Source organism: Raineyella sp. (assembly GCF_034933565.1).
Classification (GTDB): Bacteria; Actinomycetota; Actinomycetes; order Propionibacteriales; family Propionibacteriaceae; genus Raineyella.
Genome location: NZ_JAYFNG010000023.1, coordinates 1 through 21,390 on the forward strand (window position 1 = coordinate 1; position 21,390 = coordinate 21,390).

Genomic DNA, 21,390 nt, shown 5'->3' on the forward strand with positions numbered 1-21,390 from the left:
CGTCGTGGCCCGCGCCCCGGCAACAATCCGTTCGCGTCCTCCCAGGGGATGGGCACCCAGCAGCGGCGTCCGCGCCCCGACGGTGGTCGTCCCGACGGTGGCGGTCGTCCCGGTCCGGGGCAGCATCCCGGTGGCCCGCGCCCGGCCGGCGCGCGCACCGGCGGCCCGTCACCGGCAGGCATGCCGCGCCCCAACCCGGCGATGATGCCCAAGCACCACTCCTCCCAGCTGGCTCCGGCCGGCGGTGGCACGCGTGGCCGGGCCGGTGGCCCCGGCCGTGGTCGGACCGGTGGTCCGGGCCGTGCCGGTGGCTTCGGCGGCGGTCCCGGCACGGGGCCGAGCAGCGGTCCGCAGGGCGGGCGCGGCGGTGGCCGCGGTCGTGGCGGCACGCAGGGTGCCTTCGGGCGTCCCGGTGGCCCGTCGCGTCGTGGACGCAAGTCCAGGAAGCAGCGTCGTCAAGAGTTCGACGAGATGGAAGCACCGTCGATCGGCGGCGTACGCATCCGCAAGGGTGAGGGCGCGACGGTCCGGCTGCGTCGTGGCGCGTCCCTGTCCGACCTGGCCGAGAAGATCGGTGTCGATCCTGCGGCCCTGGTGCAGGTGCTGTTCTCGCTCGGTGAGATGGTGACCGCGACCCAGTCCGTGGCCGACGACACGCTGCAGCTGCTCGGCGCCGAGCTGGACTACAACATCCAGGTCGTCTCGCCCGAGGACGAGGACCGGGAGCTGCTGGAGTCCTTCGACATCGAGTTCGGTGAGGACGAGGGCGGCGAGGAGGACCTCGAGGCCCGTCCGCCGGTCGTCACCGTGATGGGTCACGTCGACCACGGCAAGACGAAGCTGCTGGACGCCTACCGCCACTCCAACGTGGTGGCCAAGGAGGCCGGTGGCATCACCCAGAGCATCGGTGCCTACCAGGTGGCGACCGAGGTGGACGACCGCGAGCGGCGGATCACCTTCATCGACACCCCCGGTCACGAGGCGTTCACCGCCATGCGTGCCCGTGGCGCCAAGTCGACCGACATTGCGGTGCTGGTCGTGGCCGCCGATGACGGCGTGATGCCGCAGACGATCGAGGCGTTGAACCACGCCCTCGCGGCGGATGTGCCGGTCGTGGTGGCGGTCAACAAGATCGACAAGCCGACGGCGGACCCGACCAAGGTCCGTGGCCAGCTGACCGAGTACGGTCTGGTTCCCGAGGAGTACGGCGGCGACACCATGTTCGTCAACGTCTCCGCGGTGACCGGGGAGGGGCTGGACGAGCTGCTCGAGGCCATCGTGCTGACGGCCGACGCGTCGCTCGACCTGCGCGCCAACCCGGACATGCCCGCCCAGGGTGTCTCCATCGAGGCGCACCTCGACAAGGGCCGCGGTCCGGTCATCTCCGTGCTCGTCCAGCGCGGCACCCTGCACGTCGGCGACTCCGTCGTGTGTGGTGCGGCCCACGGCCGCGTCCGGGCGATGATCGCCAGCAACGGCGAGCTCGTGGACACTGCCCCGCCGTCGATGCCGGTCCAGGTGCTCGGTCTGACCGCGGTGCCCGGTGCGGGTGACACCTTCCTGGCCGTCGAGGACGACCGGATGGCTCGCCAGATCGCTGAGCAGCGGGAGGCCCGCAACCGTGCCGCCGCCCAGGCGATGGGTGCACGTCGCAAGACGCTGGACCAGATCTTCGAGCAGATGGAGAAGGGCGAAGTCCAGGAACTGGCCCTCATCCTCAAGGGCGATTCGGCCGGTTCGGTCGAGGCCCTGGAGGACGCACTGCTCAAGATCGACGTCGGCGAGGACATCTCGGTGCGCATCATCGACCGCGGTGTCGGTGCGATCACCGAGACCAACGTCACACTGGCCTCGGCCTCGGGTGCCGTCATCATCGGCTACAACGTGCGTGCCCAGGGGAAGGCGACCCAGCTCGCCGACCAGGAGAACGTCGACATCCGCTACTACTCGGTCATCTACCAGGCGATCGACGAGGTGGAGGCTGCGCTCAAGGGCATGCTCAAGCCGATCTTCGAGGAGGTCGTGCTCGGTCAGGCGGAGATCCGCCAGATCTTCAAGTCCTCGAAGGCGGGCATCATCGCCGGTGTCATGGTGCAGAACGGCATCATGCGACGTCACGCCAAGGCGCGACTGCTGCGTGACGGCGTCGTCGTGGCCGACACGGAGATCAACACCCTGCGTCGCGAGAAGGATGACGCCACCGAGGTCCGCGAGGGCTTCGAGTGCGGCATCACCCTGAGCGGCTACTCGGACATCCGGGTGGACGACATCATCGAGACGTACGAGATGCGGGAGAAGCCGCGCGACTGATCCACCACCGGTGGAACCGACCCGGATGGTCCGTGAGGACACCGGGTGAGGGTCGTACGACGCGACGGTGAGGGGCGGGGCCCCCCGGGCCCCGCCCCTCATGTCGTCCGCACTGAACGAAAGGAAAGCGGCATGCCGAACCCGCGCGTGCTGAAGCTGGCCGACCAGATCAAGTCGATCGTCGCCCAGATGCTCGAGAAGCGGATCAAGGATCCGCGCCTCGGCTTCGTCACCATCACCGACGTACGTCTCACGGGCGACACCCGCGAGGCGACAGTCTTCTACACCGTCTACGGCGACGATGCGGCCCGGGCCGGGAGCGCGGCCGCGCTGAAGTCCGCCACCGGCCTGATCCGGTCGACCGTCGGCAAGCGGCTGGGGCTGCGCTACGCGCCGTCCATCGCCTTCGTACTGGACGCTCTGCCGGAGTCCGCCGCGAGCATCGAGGACCTGCTGGCCCGCGCCCAGGCCGGTGACGCCGCGCTCGCCGAGCAGCGCGAGAACGCCACGTACGCCGGGGAGTCCGACCCGTACCGCCGCAAGGACGAGGACGAGCCGACGGACGGCGAACCGGTGCACCTCGAGGCGGTGGAGGACAAGCCGGTGCACCTCGAGCCGACGGCCGGCGGGTCCACGGACAGCGGGTCCGCCGACGCAGGGGTCGATGACGACGAGGACCCGGCACACCAGGACGACCAGGCCGACATGCCGGGCCCGGTGGACCCGTCCGACCTCTTCGAACGCGACTGACCCGTGGCCGGGGGGAGGGACCAGGGGCCGTCCGGCCTCGTCGTGATCGACAAGCCCGCCGGGATGACGTCCCATGACGTGGTCGCCCGGGTCCGTCGGATCCTCGGCACCCGCAAGGTCGGTCACGCCGGCACCCTCGACCCGATGGCGACCGGGGTGCTGATCCTCGGGGTCAACCGGGCGACCCGGCTGCTGGGGCACCTGGCCCTGCACGACAAGGCGTACGACGCCACCATCCGGCTGGGACAGGCCACCGTCACCGACGACGCCGAGGGTGAGGTCGTCTCGGCCGCCGGTGCTGCCGGCGTCACGGACGAGGTGATCGCCACGGCGATGGCCTCGCTCACCGGGGACATCGCGCAGCGGCCCTCGGCCGTGTCGGCGATCAAGGTCGACGGGCAGCGGTCCTACGCCCGGGTCCGGGCCGGCGAACAGGTCGAACTGGCGGCCCGGCCGGTGACCGTGTCCCGCTTCGAGGTCCTCGCCCGGCGCGACACCGAGGCGGACGGTGTGGCCGTGGTCGATCTCGACGTCACCGTGGAGTGTTCCACCGGGACGTACGTCCGGGCCCTCGCCCGTGACCTCGGCGTCGCCCTCGGCACCGGCGGACACCTGACCGCCCTGCGCCGGACCAGGGTCGGCGGGTTCGACCTCGCGGTGGCCCAACGGCTCCCCGACCGGACCGCCCAGTCGCTCCCGGAACGGACCGCTCGGTCGGTCCCGGAACGGGTCGCCGGGGCACCCGGTGATGGCCGGGCGGAGGACGCGACCGCCGGGGCGCGGCCCGACGTCGGGCCCGCGTCGGGTGAGGGGCGACCCGGGCTGACGGTGCTGGCCCTGGACGAGGCCGCCCGTGCCTGCTTCCCCTGGTTGCAGGTCGACGCGTCGACGGCCGACGAGGTCGGGTACGGGCGCGCCCTGCCCGGACTGACCCTCCCGGCGGCTCTCTCCGCGCTCTACGGACCGGACGGGACCTTCCTCGCGTTGTATCGTCAGGTCGGTCCCGATGCACGGCCCGAGGCCGTCTTCGCGCCGCACTGATCGACACGACCGGCCGGACCACCACGGCCCGGTCGCCGGTCATGTCGTCAGCGGTGGTGCGACTACGATCGGGCAGGCAAGCCCAACCGCCGATGGACGAGGAGAAGTGTGAGCCAGAGCGTTGTCGTCATCGGCAATTTCGACGGTGTCCATCTGGGCCATCGAGCGGTCCTCGCGCACGCCCGGGGGCTCGAGCCCGGCCTGCCCGTCATCGCCATGACCTTCTGGCCGCATCCCCTCAGCGTCGTCCGCCCCGGCCACGAGCCGAAGCTGCTGTGCGACCTCGACGAGCGGGTCGAGCTGCTGCGCGGCGCCGGCGCCGACCGGGTGGAGGTGGTCGCCTTCACCAAGGCGTTCTCCGAGCAGACCCCCGAGGACTTCGTCTCCACCGTCCTGCTGCCGCTGTCCCCGGCCCGGGTCGTGGTGGGGCAGAACTTCCGGTTCGGCCACTTCGCCGCCGGTGACGTCGACACCCTGCGCGAGCTCGGCAGGGGCCGGTTCGAGGTCACCGCGATCGACATGGTCCGCAGCCCTCTGCACACCACCGACGGCGCGGAACGCACCTCCTCCACCCGGATCCGGGCCGCGCTCGCCGAGGGGGACCTCGAATCGGCCGAGGCCATGCTGGGGCGCCGGATCAGCTTCTCCGGCACCGTGGTGCGCGGCGACCAGCGTGGGCGCGAACTGGGCTTCCCGACGGCCAACCTGCTGGTCTCCGACCTGCGGGCCGCCCCTGCCGACGGCGTCTACGCCGGCTGGCTGCACCGTCCCGACCGGCCCGCCGAGGCGCCGATGCCGGCGGCCATCTCGGTCGGCCGCAACCCCACCTTCGACGGCCACGAGCTGCGGGTCGAGTCGTACGTCCTCGACCGCACCGACCTGGAGCTGTACGGGGTGCGGATCCGGGTCGAATTCGTCTCCCGGATCCGCGGGCAGGTCAAGTTCGACGGCATCGATGCCCTGATCGAGCAGATGCGCGACGACGTCTCGCGCATCCGCGAGGTGCTGGCCGTACGGTCCTGACGGGCGGCCTCCGGGACCTGACACCGGACGCCGCCCCGCCATGAGCGGGGCCGGACGGGGCGAGGGGGGGGGACCCGCGAGACGAGGCGGACGACACCGAAGGCCTGTGGCCAGGGTGGGCCGCGGCTGGAGGGACGAACGACACGAGGGGCGAACGACGCAACCGCGACGTTCGCCCCTCGTACCGCCGAGGGTCAGGCCTCGATGATCACCGGGAGGATCATCGGGCGGCGGCGGTAGGTCTTGTTGACCCAGCGGCCGACGACCCGGCGGACGGTCTGCTGCAGCCGGTGCACGTCGTCAACGTCCTGCTCCAGCGCCTGGCGCAGCGCATGGGCGAGCTCGTCGCGGACCTCGTCGAAGATCGCGTCGTCGTCGGCGAACCCGCGGGCGTGGATGTCCGGCCCGGAGAGCAGCTTGTTGGACCGGGTGTTCACCACGGCGATGACGGAGATGAAGCCCTCCTCGCCGAGGATCTTGCGGTCGGTCAGCTGGCTCTCGGAGATGTCGCCGACCGTGGTGCCGTCGACGAAGATGTACGGCGCGTCGACCTGGCCGACGATCCGGGCCCGGTGATTGCGCAGGTCCACCACGGAACCGTCCTGGCAGACCAGTGCACGGTCCCGCGGCACCCCGGTCGCCACCGCGAGATCGGCGTTGGCGATCAGGTGGCGCGGCTCCCCGTGCACCGGCATCGCGTTGGCCGGCCGGACGATGTTGTAGCAGTACAGCAGCTCGCCGGAGCTGGCATGGCCGGAGACGTGCACCATCGCGTTGCCCTTGTGCACCACGGTGGCGCCGAGCTTCGCCAGGCCGTTGATCACCCGGAAGACCGCGTTCTCGTTGCCGGGGATCAGCGAGGAGGCCAGCAGCACGGTGTCGCCGCGGTCCAGGTGGATGACCGGGTGCTCCTGGTTGGCGATCCGCGCCAGCGCCGACAGTGGCTCGCCCTGGGACCCGGTCGACACGATGATCAGGTCGTGGCGCGGCACGCTGTCGATGTCCTTGAGGTCGACCAGCGTGTCCTCGGGAACGGTGAGGTAGCCCAGGTCGGCGGCGACGGTCATGTTGCGCACCATCGAGCGGCCCACGAAGACGACCTTGCGCTCGTACAGGCTGGCGACGTCGAGGACCTGCTGGACCCGGTGCACGTGGGAGGAGAAGCAGGTGACGATGATCATCTGCTCCGAGGTCGCCACGACGCGCTCCAGTGCCGGGGCGATGTCCTTCTCCAGCGGCGTGAAGCCGGGCGTCTCGGCGTTGGTGGAGTCGGTCATGAACAGGTCGACGCCCTCCTCACCGAGCTTGGCGAACCGGCGCAGGTCGGTGATCCGGCCGTCGAGCGGGAGCTGGTCCATCTTGAAGTCACCGGTGTGCAGCACGGTGCCACCCTCGGTGCGGATCGCGACGGCGAGCCCGTCGGGGATGGAGTGGTTGACCGCCATGAACTCCAGGTCGAAATTGCCGACCTCCAGCCGGGTGTCGTCGCCGACGACCTTCAGCACCGCCTCGCGGGCCAGCCGGTGCTCCTTGAGCTTGGCCTCGACCAGCGCCAGGGTGAGCTTGCTGCCGTAGAGCGGCAGGTCAGGACGCTGACGCAACAGGTAGGGCACGGCGCCGATGTGGTCCTCGTGGCCGTGGGTGAGCACCAGCGCCACCACGTCGTCGAGGCGGTCCTGGATGAGCTCGAAGGCCGGCAGCAGCAGGTCGACACCGGGATGGTCGTCCTCGGGGAACAACACGCCGCAGTCGACCAGCAGCAGCTGCCCGTCGATCTCGAAACTCGTCATGTTCCGCCCGATGTCTCCCAGCCCGCCCAACGGGATGACACGCAGGGTGCCGGGAGCGAGGGCGGGCGGGGTCTTCAAGCCGGAAGGGGACACCTGGACAGCCTAGCCCACCGGCGCTCGCCCCTCCGGTCGTCGACTGGCGTGGCGGCCGTGAGCCCGGACAGCAGTGTCGGTGGGACAGTGCAGCGTCGGTGGACCCCCGGGTGGGACGCGGCCCGTCCGGTGGCGCACCCCTTTGGTCGCTGGACTCGTCGGGTGGCCGGTGGAGCCGTCCGGCGAACGTGGACCGACGACCGAACCCCGGCGGGGGCTCATCCGATGACAAGGCCCGCGTGATCATGCGCGTCTGCTACGCGCCCACCGTCTAGCCTGGAGGCGTGAATGACAACCCCCCGCCGTTGCTGCACGTCCGGACCGCCTGGCCGGCCGAGGCGGCCGCCATCGCGCCGCTCCAGCGTCGGGCCTGGGTGCAGGAGTGGAGCGCCGACGAACAGGGCCTGCTGCTGGCGGGCACCGATCTGGCGTCGATGGTGGACGCCTGGCACGGGGCCATCGTGCAGCCGCCCGAGGCCCGCTGCCGGGTGCTGGTTGCGTTGGAGGGGGAGCGGGTGGTCGGGTTCGCCGCCACCGCACCCAGCGACGATGAGGACGCCGAGCCGACGGACGGGATGGTCGCGGAGTTCGCCGTCGATCCTCCTGCCCGGGGGAACGGCCACGGCTCACGGCTGATGAACGCGCTGATCGACACGCTGCGCTCCGACGGGTTCCGTACGGCCACCTGGTGGATCCGGACCACCGATGACCCACTGCGGGCCTTCCTGGAGTCCGCCGGCTGGCGTCCGGACGGTGCCACCCAGCGGTTCACCTCCGACGACGGGTCGTTCACCATCAGACAGGTGCGGCTGCGGGTCCGGATCGCCGATTGAGGCCGGATCGGGCCCGGTACGTGACCGCGTCGGCCACCTGACCGGCCTGCCACCTGACTTGGCCGGGCGGGTGACGGATGGGCAAGGATCTCGGCGTCACGCCGGGCAACGACCGCCGACGACTGATGATGGCCGACGACGACTGACGACAACGGATGACAGAGGAGCAGATGATGACGACGGTGGCGGTGTTCGGAGCCAACGGCCGGATGGGCCGGGAGGTCGTGGCAGCGGTCGAGGCGGCGCCCGACCTGGTGCTGGGGGCCACGGTGGACCACGGTGACGACCGGGGCCCGGTGGCGGCGGCGGATGTGGTGGTCGACTTCACCGTTCCTGATGTGGTGATGGGCAACCTGGAGTGGGCCATCTCGCACGGTGTGCACTGTGTCGTCGGGACCACCGGCTTCACCCCGGAGCGGCTCGACACGGTCCGCGGCTGGCTGGCCGCCCACCCGGGGACGAACGCGATCATCGCCTCCAATTTCTCCATCGGTGCGCTGCTGATGATGAAGTTCGCCGCCGAGGCGGCGCGCTTCTACGAGAGCGTCGAGGTGATCGAGCTGCACCACCCCGACAAGGTCGACGCCCCCTCCGGCACGGCTGTCACCACCGCCCGCCGGATCGCCGCGGCCCGGGCCGCCGCCGGCGTGGCGCCGTCCCCCGACGCCACCGCCAGCCAGCTCGACGGTGCCCGCGGTGCCGTCGTGGACGGTGTCCACGTGCACAGCGTCCGTCAGCGTGGACTCTTCGCCCACCAGGAGGTGCTGCTCGGCAACCCGGGCGAGACCCTGACGATCCGCGAGGACTCGATGGCGCGCACGTCGTACATGACCGGCGTGCTGGCCGCGGTCCGGGCCGTCGGCAGCCGCCCCGGGCTGACCGAGGGCATCGAGGACCTGCTGGGAATCTGATCCGTGCCGGACACCCCTCTCGTCGACCGGGCGCTGGTCCGCGGGCTGCTGGCGTCCCAGCTGCCCGCCGAGCTCGCCGACCTGGCCGGCGCGCGCGTCACCCTGCTGGGCCAGGGCTGGGACAACGTGATGTTCGGGCTGGGTGACAGTTATGTCGTCCGCCTCCCGACCAGCCGGCTGGCCGCCCGGCTGATCGAGCACGAGATCGCCTGGGTCGCGACCGCCACGTCCCCGCTGCGTGACCTCGGGGTGGCGGTGCCGATCCCGGTGTTCTGCGGGGAGCCCAGTCCGGTGTTCCCGATGCGGTGGACCATCGTGCCGTGGATCCCCGGCACGGATCTGTCCACTGTGCCGGTGCCGCAGCGGCGCGACATCGCCGGGCCGCTGGCCCGATCGTTGGCGGCGCTGCATCGCCCGGCACCGCGGGAGGCGCCGCACAACCCGTACCGGGGCGTGCCCCTGATCGAGCGTGCCGCCGCTGTCGCCGACCGTTGGCCCGCCGTGCTGCGCTACCTGGGCGCGGCCGACACCGCCACCCTGCAGGACCACTGGGAGCGGGCCCGGCAGGCGCCGGACTGGTCCGGTCCGCCGCTGTGGATCCACGGCGACGCCCACGCCCGCAACATCATCCAGCGGGACGGACGACTGGCCGGTCTGATCGACTTCGGCGATGTGTCCGCCGGCGATCCGGCGGTCGACCTGGCCACCGGGCGGCTGAGCTTCGACGCCGAGGGCTTCGCACGTTTCCGGGAGGTCGCCACGGCCGCCGGACCGTACGACGCGGCGATCTGGGACCGTGCGACCGGCTGGGCCGTGGTGATCCTCACCGCGCTGATCGCCGATCCGGTCAACCGCCGCAACTTCTCCGGGCTGGTCGAGGACGCCCGGGCGAATCTGACCTGATCCGTCGGGACGCTCATCACGGGCCGGCTCCGGCGCACCGAGACCGTACGGTCCTCAGCCCGGCGTGAGCCGAGACCGCCCGGCCGTACGATCCTCAGCCCAGCGAGACCGTACGGTCCTCGTCCCAGGGGCCCACCACCGCCAGGGTCGGCTCGACGGTGAACAGCTCACGGGCCAGCACGTGCACGTCCTCGAGCGTGACCGCCTCGACGGCCGCCAGCATCTCACCGACGGTCCGCGGGTCGTCCTGGAGGACCGTCCGCCCGTTGCGGGACATGTGGGCCGCGGGGGACTCCAGCCCGAGCAGGGTCTGGCCGCGGATCTGCCCCTTGGCCTGGGCCAGCTCGGTGCCGGTGATGCCGTGGGCCAGCACGTCGTCCAGCACCGCGCGGACCACGTCGACGATCTGTTGGAGCCGCTCGGGGGCGCAGGCCCATTCGATGCTGACCTGCCCGGCATCGGTGTAGGCGATCTCGCTGGCGTCGATGCTGTAGGTGAGGCCACGCCGCTCGCGCACCTCGACGAACAGTCGCGCTGACATCCCGCCGCCCAGCACGGTGGCCAGCACGTCGAGGGCGGCCCGGCGCGGGTCGAGCAGGGCCAGCCCCGGCCAGGACATCACCGCCTCGAGCTGCTCGAAGTCACGGGTCTGCACGACGACTCCCGGGTCGGCGACCGCGGCCGCCTCACCCTCGGCGGACAGTGCCGGTGCCTGCCGCTGGGCGAGCGCCTCGTCGAGGGTGGCGAGCTGCTCGAGCAGCCGGTCGTGGTCGACGGCGCCGGAGGCACTCACCACGATGTCGTCAGCGCGGTACTGGGCCAGCCAGTACTCGACCACGGCATCGCGATCCATCGCCCGGATACTCTCCACGGACCCGATGACCGGCTTCGCCAGGCCGCTGCGCCCGTACAGTCGCCGGGCGGACAGGTCGTGGGCGACGTCGCCGGGGTCGTCATTGCCCATCGCGATCTCCTCGAGCACGACGGTGCGCTCCGAGGCGAAATGCTCGGGCCGGATCAGCGAGTACGCGAGCATGTCCGACATCACCCCGACCGCCCGGTCGGCCTCCTCGGCGAGCAGCCTGGCGTAGAAGCAGGTGTGCTCCTTGGCGGTGTACGCGTTGAGATCACCGCCGACCCCCTCGATGGAGGCGGAGATCTCCTCGGCGCTGAGCCGCGGGGTGCCCTTGAACAGGACGTGCTCGAGCATGTGCGAGGCGCCGTGCAGAGCCTGGGTCTCGCGGCGCGAGCCCACTCCGACGAAGAAGCCGAGATTGAATGCGGCGGTGTGGGACAGACGCTCGGAGACGACGCGCAGTCCGCCCGGCAGGGTCGTACGGCGCAGGTCGCCGGCCAGATCGTCGGCCGACAGGAGCGGGCGGTTGATGGTGCTGAACCTCCGGGACAGGGGAGACCTCCGGGACAGGGGGCGGGCCCGGATCGCGGGTCCTGCCCATGATGATAAGGGCCGGGCGGAAATCAGTGCATCCCCGCCGCGGCCGGGGCCGGGCGCGGACCTGGGCAGCGCGGTCGGGGCAGGGCCGCAGTCCGGATCAGCCCGGGCGGGCGTGGGACCGCCGGCGCGGGAAAAGGGCGTCGCCCCTCCCGTACCGGGACGGAGGGGCGACGCGGGCTGACCCATGGGGGCGAGGATCACTCCTCGGTGGCGGAGTCCTCGGACTCGCCGCCCTCGGCGGGCTTGCGGTGGGTGCGGCGGCGGCGACGCGGGGCGCGGTCGGACGCGGCCTGCTCGGACTCACCGTTGCCCTCGGTCTCCTCGTCCGCGTCCTGCGGCTCGGGATCGGTGGCCTCGGACTTCTCGACCACCGGGGCAAGGGACAGCTTGCCGCGGTCGTCGACCTCGGTGACCTCGACCTGGATCTTCTGGCCGACCTTGACGACGTCCTCGACGTTCTCCACCCGCTTGCCACCGTTCAGCTCACGCAGCTTGGTGACGTGCAGCAGGCCGTCCTTGCCCGGGAGCAGGGAGACGAACGCGCCGAAGTTGACGACCTTGACGACGGTGCCGAGGTAGCGCTCGCCGACCTCGGGCATCGTCGGGTTGGCGATGGCGTTGATCATCGAGCGGGCGGCCTCGGCGGACTCGCCGGTGGTCGCACCGATGTAGATGGTGCCGTCGTCCTCGATCGAGATGTTCGCGCCGGAGTCCTCCTGCATCTGGTTGATCACCTTGCCCTTCGGGCCGATGACCTCACCGATCTTGTCGACCGGCACGTGCATGGTGATGATCCGCGGGGCGTACGGGCTCATCTCGTCCGGCTCGCCGATCGCCTCACCCATCACCTCGAGCAGGGTCATCCGGGCTTCCTTGGCCTGCAGCAGCGCCTTGGCCAGCTCCTCGGACGGGATGCCGTTGAGCTTGGTGTCGAGCTGCAGCGCGGTGACGAAGTCACGGGTGCCGGCGACCTTGAAGTCCATGTCACCCAGCGCGTCCTCAGCGCCGAGGATGTCGGTCAGCGCGACGTACTTGGTCTCGCCGTCGATCTCCTCGCTCATCAGGCCCATCGCGATGCCGGCCACCGAGGCGCGCAGCGGCACGCCGGCGTTCAGCAGCGACAGGGTGGAGGCGCAGACCGAGCCCATCGAGGTGGAGCCGTTGGAGCCGAGCGCCTCCGAGACCTGGCGGATGGCGTACGGGAACTCCTCCTTGCTCGGGAGGACCGGCACCAGGGCGCGCTCGGCGAGCGCACCGTGGCCGATCTCGCGACGCTTCGGGGAGCCGACCCGGCCGGTCTCACCGGTGGAGTACGGCGGGAAGTTGTAGTGGTGCATGTAGCGCTTGGAGTTCTCCGGCGCCAGCGTGTCGATCTTCTGCTCCATCTCGAGCATGTTCAGCGTGGTGACACCCAGGATCTGGGTCTCGCCGCGCTGGAAGAGCGCCGAACCGTGCACCCGGGGGATGATCTCGACGTCGGCGGACAGCGCGCGGATGTCCCGCACACCGCGGCCGTCGATCCGGACGCCCTCGGTGAGGGTACGGTGCCGGACGATCTTCTTCTGCACCGACTTGAAGGCGGCCTTGATCTCGGCCTCGCGGTCGGGGAAGGTCGCGGCGAGGGAGGAGACGGCCTTCGCCTTGAGGGCGTCCTCGCGGTTCTGGCGTTCCAGCTTGGCGGGGATCGCCATCACCTCGCGCATCTCGTCGGCGACCAGCTGCTCGACGGCCGCGTAGACGTCGTCGCCGTAGTCGGCGAAGACGGGGAACTCGCGCTGCTCCTTCGGCATCTCGGCCGCCAGGCGGGCCTGCGCGTCGCACAGCACCTTGATGAACGGCTTGGCGGCCTCCAGGCCCTCGGCGACGACCTGCTCGGTCGGGGCCTTCTTGCCGGCCTTGATCAGGTCGACCATGTGCTCGCCGCCACCGGCCTCGACCATCATCACCGCGACGTCACCGTCGGGCAGCACCCGGCCGGCGACGACCATCTCGAAGGTGGACTCGGCGTCCTGCTCCACGGTCGGGAAGCAGACCCAGTGGTCGCCGATCAGCGCGACGCGGACGCCGCCGATCGGGCCGGAGAAGGGCAGGCCGGCGATCTGGGTGGACATTGAGGCGGCGTTGATCGCGACGACGTCGTAGCGGACGTTCGGGTTCAGCGCCAGGACGGTGATGACCACCTGGACCTCGTTGCGCAGGCCCTTGACGAAGGACGGGCGCAGCGGGCGGTCGATCAGGCGCGCGGTGAGGATGGCGGAGGTGCCGGGGCGGCCCTCACGACGGAAGAACGAGCCGGGGATCCTGCCGGCCGCGTACATCCGCTCCTCGACGTCGACGGTCAGCGGGAAGAAGTCGAAGCCCTCGCGGGGGTGCTTCGCGGCGCTGGTGGCCGACAGCAGCATGGTGTCGCCGTCGAGGTAGACGGCCGCGGAGCCGTCGGCCTGCTGGGCGAGCGCGCCGACCTCGAAGCGCACGACGTGCTTGCCGAACGTGCCGTTGTCGATGATGGCTTCGGAGAAATGGACGTTGGGTCCCTCCATGGGGACTCCTTTCGTGTACGCCGCAGGACACACGGCCGGTCCGTGTACGGAGACCGGTCTTCGATCGAGGTCCGCGGGCGTACGCCGCTCGGCGACCACCGGAGGACCGGAGTCACGGGCGTTTCCCGAGAACCACTACCGAGGACCGAGGACTCCCGAAGCGACCGGGCCCTGCGAACGGCTGTGGACGTGGTGTCGATGACCGGTGAAATGGTCACAGACCGGACTGATTCTACCCGACCGGGCCGGTGAGGTCGATTCATTGCGTGACCCGGCTGTGATCCTCCCGTGCGGGGCCGGGCGTTGCCGCCGTCGGCGCGTGGCCGTCGCGGGCATAGGGGCAGGTGGTCGGGCCGGTCGGGTTCCATGACCGGTGCCGCGGCACGACGCGCCGTGACAACCACGAGCCCCGACACCGACGAGAGGCGGCCCCGTAGGGACCGCCTCTCATCGTGGGGACAGCGTCAGCGACGCAGGCCCAGCCGCGCGATCAGCGAGCGGTAGTGCTCGATGTCGTTCTTCGCGATGTAGTTCAGCAGGCGACGGCGCTGGCCGACCATGAGCATCAGGCCACGTCGGGAGTGGTGGTCTCCCTTGTGCTCCTTGAGGTGCTCGGTCAGGTGCGCGATGCGCTTGGTGAGCAGGGCCACCTGGACGTCCGGGGAGCCGGTGTCGCCGGGGTGGGTCGCGTATTCATCGATGATCTTCTGCTTCTCGGCAGCATCCATGGCTGCACTCCTTTCGTCGTTCCCGTTGCGCGGCGCTGAGTGGTCACAGCTCTTGGGCTTCCGCGGCCGATCGAACGGCAGGGGGGACAGGTTGCCGGCTCGTGCCGGCAGGGTGTCGCTCCACCGGGGAGCGACGGTGTGACGAGGACCCGTCGGGAGTCCCGTCACGACGGCGAGGTCAGTGAGAGACCTTGCCGGCCTTGAGGCACGAGGTGCACACGTTCATGCGCTTGGTCGTCCCGTTCAGCGTCACGCGGACGCGCTGGATGTTCGGGTTCCAGCGACGGTTCGTCTTCTTCTTCGACCAGGGCACGTTGTGTCCAAAGCCCGGGCCCTTGGCGCAGATGTCACATACAGCAGCCACTGGTGGTTCTCCTTCTGGAAACGTGTCGGTCACGTCGTACCGTACGGATCACGGCACGAAAGCAACCGGTACAGAATAGCCGACCCGTCCGCGATCTGGGAAATCGCGGTTCAGTCGGCCACGGACAGGCGGTCGAGCATCGTCGCCAGGAAGTCCTGGCAGGCCTCGAGCTGGGCGATGTCGACGTACTCGTCGGCTCCGTGGGCCTGGGCGATGTCGCCGGGTCCGCAGATGACTGTCTCGATCCCTGCGGCGTGGAAGGCGCCTCCGTCGGTGCCGTAGGTCACGTGCTCGTCGCTGGGGATCCCACCGTACGCGATCGCCGCCAGGGTGGCGGGGGAGTCCGCAGCGGCCGAAAGAGCCGGGACCGAATCCTCGACGACGACCTCGACCCCGGTGCCGGCCTGCTCGGCCTGCATGGCGCGGGTCAGGTCGGCGGCCTCCGCTCGCAGCCGGGTGACGACGTCGGCGGGGTCCAGGGTGGGGACGGTGCGGAACTCCAGCACCACACGGCACCGCTCGGGGACGATGTTGCGGGCGGTGCCGCCCTCGATCGTCATGATGCCCCCGGTGGAGTACGGCACGCCGTAGTCGGGGTCGTACGGTCCGTGCTCCCGCCAGCCGTCGGTGATGGCCCGGAAGGCGGTGCACATCCGGGCGGCGTACTCCACCGCGTTGCATCCGGTGGCCGGCAAGGAGGAGTGGGCGGCCCGGCCCCGGACGTCGATCCGGACGATGGTGACCGACTTGTGCCCGGTGATCACCCGCATCGAGGTGGGCTCCCCGACGATGCAGACCCGGGGGCGTACGCCCAGAGCAGCCAGGTCACCGGTCATCCGGACGGCGCCGCGGGCCGCGAGTTCCTCGTCGAAGGTGAACGCCAGGTGCACGGGCTCGCTCAGCCGGGCGGCCGCGAACCGCGGCAGGGCGGCGGTGACGAGGGCGAGGAAGCCCTTCATGTCCGCGGCGCCGCGGGCGTAGAGCCGACCCTCGCGGATCTGCGGACGATACGGGTCGGAGCTCCAGACCTGGCCGTCGACCGGCACGGTGTCCATGTGCCCGCTGAGCGCGACCCCGCCGTCGGTGCAGCCGTCGGCGGCGGGCAGGGTGGCGACGAGGTTCGCCTTGCGGCCGGTGGCGTCGGGACACAGCTGCACCGCGATGCCGAGGGAGCGGCACTCCTCGGCGATCAGCTCGGCCACCGGCAGGTTGGACAGCCGGCTGGTCGTGTCGCGGGTCAGGAGGCGGTCGAGCCAGTCGACGGCCCGGTCATCGAGTCGGCCCCAGCCGTCGGTCATGAGGTCACCTGCCGGCCGTCCGCTGCGGCGTCCCCGTTGTCTCCGTTGTCCCGGGCGGATGTGGCGTCCCCGGCGGATGCGGCCGGGACGTCGGTGAGCCGGCTGCTCGCCGTCCGCTGCGGGTCGCCCGGCGCGCCCGCGGTCCGCTGCCGGTCGGCCTGGGCGGTCAGCGCGGTGACGACGAAGTCCGGGACGAAGGTCGAGACGTCGCCGTGCATCAGGGCGATCTCCCGGACCAGCGTGGAGGACACGAAGGACCACTGGGCCGCGGTCGGCAGCAGGATCGTCTCGACCCCGGTGAGCTGCTTGTTCATCTGGGCCATCTGGAGCTCGTAGTCGAAGTCGGAGGCGAACCGCAGGCCCTTGACGATGGCGCCGATGCCGTGTGTCCGGCAGTACTCGGCGAGCAGTCCGTCGATCGGATCGACCACGACGTTCGGCAGGTCGGCGCAGGCCTGGCTGAGCATGGCCAGCCGGTCGTCCAGGGTGAACAGGCCGTTCTTCGAGGTGTTGCGGCCGACGCCCACGACCACCTCGTCGAAGGACCGGGCGGCCCGCTCGATGATGTCGAGGTGGCCGTGCGTCACCGGGTCGAACGAGCCGGGACAGATGACCTTCACCGAGCCTCCTGGGCGTAGTGGATCGTGGTTTCACCATAGCGGCGCGACCAACCGTCCACGCGGTCCGGCCACCGAGGGGCGCGGTCGCGGGAGGAGCGCTCGAGCACCAGTAGCCCGTCGGCGGCCAGCCAGCCGGAGGCCCACACCGCGCCGAGCACCCGCTCCAGCTCGTCGGTCGGGACCGGGTAGGGCGGGTCGGCCCAGATGATGTCGTACGCGCGCGGGGCGGGGCCGGCGAGCAGATCGGCGACCGGGAGCGTCCGGACGTCCAGCGGGAGCCCGAGGTCGCGGGCGTTGCGGCGGACCAGGTCGGCGGTGCGCCGGTCCGATTCCACCGCGCTCACCGGCGTGGCCCCGCGACTCGCCGCCTCCAGGGCCATCGCCCCGGACCCCGCGTAGAGGTCGAGGAAGGCGAGCCCCTCCAGACCGTCCCCCGACCACGACTCCAGCGCCGAGAACACCGCCTCACGGACGCGATCGGTGGTCGGCCGGGTACGGGCACCGGGCGGGGTGGCGAGCCGGCGGCCCCCGCGGGTCCCGGCGATGATGCGAGTCACACCCGACAGGTTACCGAGGGCGGCCTTCCTGGCCCATGGCCTGACTAGACTCCGGATCACCGGTGCGATGCGGCCACGGGGGTCGTCAGGTCACCGCGGCGACGGAGGGTGGACGGTCATGGCATACGTGGAGAACGACGCGATCACGGTGATGAGCGACGAGGAGGCCTGGGACCTCCTGGGTCGGGAGCCCATCGGGCGTCTGGCGACCACGATCGGTGACGACATCGAGATGTTCCCGGTGAACTATGTGCTGGACGGGCAGTCGGTCGTCTTCCGGACTGCCCAGGGCAGCAAGCTGTTCGAGCTCACGGTGAACTCCCGGGTGGCCTTCGAGGTCGACTCGTACGGTGACCAGGGCGGCTGGAGCATCGTGGTGCACGGCGACGCCGAGGTGCTCGAGGACCCGGACGAGATCGCGGCGGTCGAGCAGCTGCCGTTGCGGCCCTGGGTCCCCACCATCAAGACCACCTACGTCCGGATCCGGCCGAACTACCTCTCGGGCCGGCGGTTCCACTTCGGCGACGAGCCGGAGGCCTGGCACCTCTGAGGTCTGCCCTCCGGCACCGTTGAGATCCGCCTGGCGGGAGGTTCGCCTGGCGGCGCCGTTCGGCAGGTCACCGCGGTCGTGTCGCGAACGGCCGCGGTCATGTGGGGGTCGCCGCGTCATGTGCCGCCGTGTGCTGCGTCGGCGCTCCGGGTCACGTGCCGCGGGCACCATGTCATGCGGTGGGGCTCTGCGTCCCGCATCAGAGGTTCCGGGTCATTCGTCGAGACTGACCAGTTCCATCCGCCGGATGGCGTCGTGGAACCCCGGTGTGGCACCGTCCGGGTCGTCCCGGACCGCCTGTTCAGCGATGTCGCGGGCCAGCCCGATCAGGTCCGCGTCCCGGGTCACGTTCAGCAGGCGCAGGCCGGTGTGCGAGCCCGCCTGGGCGGTGCCCAGCACATTGCCCTCGCGGCGCTGCTGCAGGTCGAGGTCGGCCAGCGCGAAGCCGTCACGGGTGGCGGCCAGCCCCTCCAGCCGGGCCATGCTGTCCTCCTCCCGGGTGGCGGCCAGCAGCAGGCACAGGCCGGGGAAGCGGCCCCGGCCGATCCGGCCGCGCAGCTGGTGCAGCTGGGAGACGCCGAACCGCCCCGCGTCGCAGATCACCATCATCGAGGCGTTCGGCACGTCGACGCCCACCTCGATCACCGTCGTGGCCACCAGCACGTCGATGTCGCCGGCGGCGAACCCCGCCATCACCCGGTCCTTCTCCTCGGTCGGCAGTTGGCCGTGCAACACACCGATCCGCACCTGGCCGAGCGCGGTGCCGGCGAGCCGGTCGACGACCTCCTCCAGCGACCAACCGTTCGCCGGGTCGTACGCCTCTGCCTCGGGTGAGATCCGCGGACACACCACGAAGACCTGGCGGCCGTTCGCGACCTCTTCGCGGGCCCGCTCCCAGGCCCGGTCGACCCAGCGGGGATGCGCCTCCACGTCGACCACCGTCGTGGTGACCTCGGACCGGCCGGCGGGCACCTCCCGCAGGGTGGACACCTCCAGGTCGCCGTAGATCGTCAGGGCCACCGAGCGAGGGATCGGGGTGGCGGTCATCACCAGCACGTGCGGATGCAGGTCGGCCTTCGCCGCCAGGGCGTTGCGCTGCTCGACCCCGAAGCGGTGCTGCTCATCCACCACCACCAGGCCGAGGTCGGCGAACTGCACCGCCTCCGCGAGCAGGGCGTGGGTGCCGATGACGATCCCCGCCTCGCCCGAGGCGAGTGCCAGGAGGCTCTTCTTCTTCTGCGCGGTGGTCATCGACCCGGTGAGCAGCACCACCCGGGTGCCGCCGAGCATGCCACCGGCCGCCAGGTCACCGAGCATCGTGGTGATGGAGTGGAAGTGCTGCACCGCCAGCACCTCGGTCGGGGCCAGCAGAGCGGCCTGACCGCCGGCGTCGACGACGGTCAGCATCGCCCGCAGGGCCACGACGGTCTTGCCGGAGCCGACCTCACCCTGCAGCAGCCGTTGCATCGCCAGGTCGCCGGCGAGGTCGTCCTCGATCTCGTGGCTCACCTGCTGCTGTCCGGCGGTGAGGCGGAACGGCAGCCGCTCGTCGAAGGCGCTCAGCAGCCCATCGGCGGCTGCACGTCTCGGCGTGGCGGCCAGCCGGGAGTGGTCCGCCCGCCGGTAGGCCATCGTGAGCTGGACCTCGAGGGCCTCGTCGAAGGCGAGGCGTTCCAGCCCGGTGGTGACCTCGGACAGTTCGGCGGGACGATGCACCGCCCGCAGCGCCTCGACCAGCGGCGGCAGGTCCGCCCGTTCGCGCACCCAGTCCGGCCAGGGATCGGCCAGGTCACCCAGTGCGTGCAGGGCCAGCCCGGCCGCCTCGGCGATGTCCCAGGTGGGCAGCTTGGCGCTCGCCGGGTAGATCCCGATCGGGCCGCCGCGGAACACACTGGCCATCGACCGGTTCCGGTCGGAACCCGCCACGAAGAAGCCGTTCTCGTCCACGATCACGTAGTCCGGATGGCTGAGCTGGGGCTGGCCCCGGAACTCGCTGACCTTGGCGGAGAAGATGCCGCGTGCCCCCGGCGTCAGCGAGCGCTGCCACCACTCGAGCAGGTGGTTGGCCCCGAAGAATGTTGCGGGCAGCCGGTTGCGGCCGTCGGTGAGCTGCACCTCGAGCCGGCCACGGCTCTTCCGGCCGGGTGGGCCGAGATGGGGCCGTACGTCCGCGACCCGGGCCAACAGGGCGACGTGGGTGCCGACCTGCAGGTCCGACAGGTCACTGAGCTCGGTGCCGACCACATACCGGCGGGGAACATGGTGCATCAGTTCGCCGACGGTGTGGATCCCCAGGGCATGGAACGCCTTCTCCTGGGCCCCGACGACCAGCCCGATCCGCTGCTCGAGCGCCGCGTACGCCTCGGACCGCCAGCCCCCCAGTGCTGCCGTCGATGCTGCCATCGGTCGTTCCTCCCGGCCGGGCCCGCGCGTCCCGTCCGGCAGCAAGCCTAGGAGAGGGTGCAGACAGTGCCCTGCACGGCGGTGCACGCAGGTGGTGCAGGCCGGCGGTGTGGGCTGGCCGCGGGCCGGTGGTGCGGACCGGCGTCGAGGCCGGTGAGGGGAGAAGACCCGGTGAGGAGAAGGCTCGGTGGGGAGCGGGGGCGACATAGACTCCCGCCATGACCACCCACCGCCCGTCCGCCGGCCAGTTGGACGCCCGTTCTCCGCTCGTCCTCGACACCCATGATCTGGGGCGGCGCGCCGGAGCCCTTCGTCAGGTCCATGAGTCCGTCCCCGCCCCGGAGGGCATCGGCAATGCTGTCATCGGGATCCCCACCGGTTCCCCGGTCGACCTGGACCTGCGGATGGAGTCGGTGACCGAGGGCGTACTGGTCAGCGGTCTGGCCACCGTCCGGCTCGAGGGGGAGTGCTCGCGCTGCCTGACGCCACTGGAGGACGACCTCGAGGTCGATATCCAGGAGCTCTTCGTCTATGAGGACCAGAGCGTGGCGGACGACGACGAGGACCTGGCCCGGATGCAGGGAGAACTGCTCGACCTCGAGCCCACCCTGCGGGATGCGGTGGTGCTCGACCTGCCGTTCACCCCGCTGTGCCGTGAGGACTGCGCCGGGCTGTGCCCCGAGTGCGGTGCAAATCTCAACGACGAACCCGACCACACGCACGGTCCGGGGGTCGACGCCCGCTGGGGTGCGCTCAGCGGCTGGACGACGGATCGTGATGCCGACGCCGCTACGGACCCGGCGGAAGCCGACACGGACCCGGCGGAAGCCGACGCGGACCCGGCGGAAGCCGACGCCCGGCTCGGCGAGACCGTCGAGGGCGCCGACGCAGGTGCTGCACCGGCCGGCGACTGACCCGATCGCGGTGGGCGTTTGCGCCCTGCGCCCGCCGGCGCCTATAGTTTTCACTTGCGTCTGCACGCGACCAGATGGTGTGCAGGCACCCGAAGACAAGAAGGAGAGACCCGTGGCAGTCCCCAAGCGGAAGATGTCCCGCTCCAACACGCGGAATCGTCGTTCCCAGTGGAAGGCCGCCGCGCCGACCCTGGTCACCTGCGCCAACCCGGCCTGCCGTGCGAAGCACCTGCCTCACACCGCCTGCCCCGAGTGCGGCCAGTACGGCCCGCGCGGTGAGCGCCGTCAGGTTCTGGACGCCTGATC

General features: G+C 71.1%; 15 protein-coding genes and 4 pseudogenes. 10 read left to right on the top strand and 9 right to left on the bottom strand.

All coding sequences use genetic code 11. The annotated features are described in order from the left end of the window. From infB to VB059_RS07460, 4 genes and pseudogenes are all read left to right on the top strand, one after another. Nucleotides 1-2,310 (top strand): translation initiation factor IF-2 (gene infB / locus VB059_RS07445; RefSeq protein WP_323421393.1); only part of this gene is annotated, 2,310 nt, incomplete at its 5' end. Nucleotides 2,311-2,442: 132 nt separating this feature from the next. Next, a pseudogene (rbfA, locus tag VB059_RS07450) lies at nt 2,443-2,865 on the top strand (30S ribosome-binding factor RbfA); the annotation flags it as partial. A 237-nt stretch (nt 2,866-3,102) separates the two neighbouring features. Beyond that, nucleotides 3,103-4,101: a tRNA pseudouridine(55) synthase TruB gene (truB, locus tag VB059_RS07455; protein ID WP_323421394.1), complete on the top strand. Its 999-nt coding sequence runs from the start codon at nt 3,103-3,105 to the stop codon at nt 4,099-4,101. A gap of 108 nt (nt 4,102-4,209) precedes the next feature. After that, nucleotides 4,210-5,124: a bifunctional riboflavin kinase/FAD synthetase gene (locus tag VB059_RS07460; protein ID WP_323421395.1), complete on the top strand. Its 915-nt coding sequence runs from the start codon at nt 4,210-4,212 to the stop codon at nt 5,122-5,124. A 194-nt stretch (nt 5,125-5,318) separates the two neighbouring features. Here the strand turns inward: VB059_RS07460 and VB059_RS07465 are convergent, their stop codons facing one another. Further along, on the bottom strand, nt 5,319-6,992 hold the full coding sequence (locus tag VB059_RS07465) for a ribonuclease J (protein ID WP_323421396.1): 1,674 nt from the start codon (nt 6,990-6,992) through the stop codon (nt 5,319-5,321). Between the two features lie 299 nt (nt 6,993-7,291). Between VB059_RS07465 and VB059_RS07470 the strand changes: the two genes are divergently transcribed. The 3 genes from VB059_RS07470 (at nt 7,292) to VB059_RS07480 (ending at nt 9,654) form a co-directional block, all read left to right on the top strand. Further along, entirely contained in the window at nt 7,292-7,840 is a 549-nt protein-coding gene (locus VB059_RS07470) for a GNAT family N-acetyltransferase (protein ID WP_323421397.1), read from the top strand. 173 nt (nt 7,841-8,013) lie between these two features. After that, nucleotides 8,014-8,751, top strand: coding sequence for a 4-hydroxy-tetrahydrodipicolinate reductase (gene dapB / locus VB059_RS07475; protein WP_323421464.1), 738 nt, complete (start codon nt 8,014-8,016; stop codon nt 8,749-8,751). A gap of 3 nt (nt 8,752-8,754) precedes the next feature. After that, nucleotides 8,755-9,654, top strand: a complete 900-nt coding sequence (locus VB059_RS07480; RefSeq protein ID WP_323421398.1) for an aminoglycoside phosphotransferase family protein — start codon at nt 8,755-8,757, stop codon at nt 9,652-9,654. A gap of 94 nt (nt 9,655-9,748) precedes the next feature. Here the strand turns inward: VB059_RS07480 and VB059_RS07485 are convergent, their stop codons facing one another. The 7 genes and pseudogenes from VB059_RS07485 to rsmD all read right to left on the bottom strand — a co-directional run bounded on the left by VB059_RS07485 (nt 9,749) and on the right by rsmD (nt 17,217). Next, nucleotides 9,749-11,296, bottom strand: coding sequence for a M16 family metallopeptidase (locus tag VB059_RS07485; RefSeq protein WP_323421399.1), 1,548 nt, complete (start codon nt 11,294-11,296; stop codon nt 9,749-9,751). Between the two features lie 158 nt (nt 11,297-11,454). Beyond that, a pseudogene (locus VB059_RS07490) lies at nt 11,455-13,650 on the bottom strand (polyribonucleotide nucleotidyltransferase); the annotation flags it as partial. A 464-nt stretch (nt 13,651-14,114) separates the two neighbouring features. Continuing rightward, on the bottom strand, nt 14,115-14,378 hold the full coding sequence (gene rpsO, locus VB059_RS07495; protein ID WP_323421400.1) for a 30S ribosomal protein S15: 264 nt from the start codon (nt 14,376-14,378) through the stop codon (nt 14,115-14,117). Between the two features lie 178 nt (nt 14,379-14,556). After that, nucleotides 14,557-14,742, bottom strand: a complete 186-nt coding sequence (rpmB, locus tag VB059_RS07500; RefSeq protein ID WP_323421465.1) for a 50S ribosomal protein L28 — start codon at nt 14,740-14,742, stop codon at nt 14,557-14,559. A 110-nt stretch (nt 14,743-14,852) separates the two neighbouring features. Further along, entirely contained in the window at nt 14,853-16,040 is a 1,188-nt protein-coding gene (gene argE, locus VB059_RS07505) for an acetylornithine deacetylase (RefSeq protein WP_323421401.1), read from the bottom strand. Nucleotides 16,041-16,207: 167 nt separating this feature from the next. Further along, nucleotides 16,208-16,660: pseudogene (gene coaD, locus VB059_RS07510) on the bottom strand (pantetheine-phosphate adenylyltransferase); the annotation flags it as partial. Beyond that, nucleotides 16,657-17,217: a 16S rRNA (guanine(966)-N(2))-methyltransferase RsmD gene (rsmD, locus tag VB059_RS07515; RefSeq protein WP_323421402.1), complete on the bottom strand. Its 561-nt coding sequence runs from the start codon at nt 17,215-17,217 to the stop codon at nt 16,657-16,659. The gene rsmD and the pseudogene coaD, both read right to left, overlap by 4 nt. 118 nt (nt 17,218-17,335) lie before the next feature. Between rsmD and VB059_RS07520 the strand changes: the two genes are divergently transcribed. Beyond that, nucleotides 17,336-17,767, top strand: coding sequence for a pyridoxamine 5'-phosphate oxidase family protein (locus tag VB059_RS07520; protein ID WP_323421403.1), 432 nt, complete (start codon nt 17,336-17,338; stop codon nt 17,765-17,767). A gap of 213 nt (nt 17,768-17,980) precedes the next feature. Here VB059_RS07520 and VB059_RS07525 read toward each other — a convergent pair whose 3' ends face one another. Continuing rightward, the gene (locus VB059_RS07525; RefSeq protein WP_323421404.1) at nt 17,981-20,170 is read right to left on the bottom strand and encodes an ATP-dependent DNA helicase RecG; all 2,190 of its coding nucleotides are present in this window, start codon (nt 20,168-20,170) and stop codon (nt 17,981-17,983) included. A gap of 218 nt (nt 20,171-20,388) precedes the next feature. On the opposite strand from VB059_RS07525, the pseudogene VB059_RS07530 reads away from it, so the two are divergent. Then, nucleotides 20,389-20,955, top strand: a pseudogene (locus VB059_RS07530) (YceD family protein); the annotation flags it as partial. Nucleotides 20,956-21,196: 241 nt separating this feature from the next. Beyond that, nucleotides 21,197-21,388, top strand: coding sequence for a 50S ribosomal protein L32 (rpmF, locus tag VB059_RS07535; protein WP_153573442.1), 192 nt, complete (start codon nt 21,197-21,199; stop codon nt 21,386-21,388). The last annotated feature ends 2 nt before the right edge of the window (nt 21,389-21,390 follow it).

Excerpts from the sequence above, each read along its gene's own strand:
- argE (WP_323421401.1), bottom strand. The coding sequence starts at position 16,040 with ATGACCGACGGCTGGGGCCGACTCGATGACCGGGCCGTCGACTGGCTC.
- VB059_RS07520 (WP_323421403.1), top strand. The coding sequence starts at position 17,336 with ATGGCATACGTGGAGAACGACGCGATCACGGTGATGAGCGACGAGGAG.
- rpsO (WP_323421400.1), bottom strand. The coding sequence starts at position 14,378 with ATGGATGCTGCCGAGAAGCAGAAGATCATCGATGAATACGCGACCCAC.
- VB059_RS07485 (WP_323421399.1), bottom strand. The coding sequence starts at position 11,296 with ATGGGTCAGCCCGCGTCGCCCCTCCGTCCCGGTACGGGAGGGGCGACG.
- VB059_RS07525 (WP_323421404.1), bottom strand. The coding sequence starts at position 20,170 with ATGGCAGCATCGACGGCAGCACTGGGGGGCTGGCGGTCCGAGGCGTAC.
- dapB (WP_323421464.1), top strand. The coding sequence starts at position 8,014 with ATGACGACGGTGGCGGTGTTCGGAGCCAACGGCCGGATGGGCCGGGAG.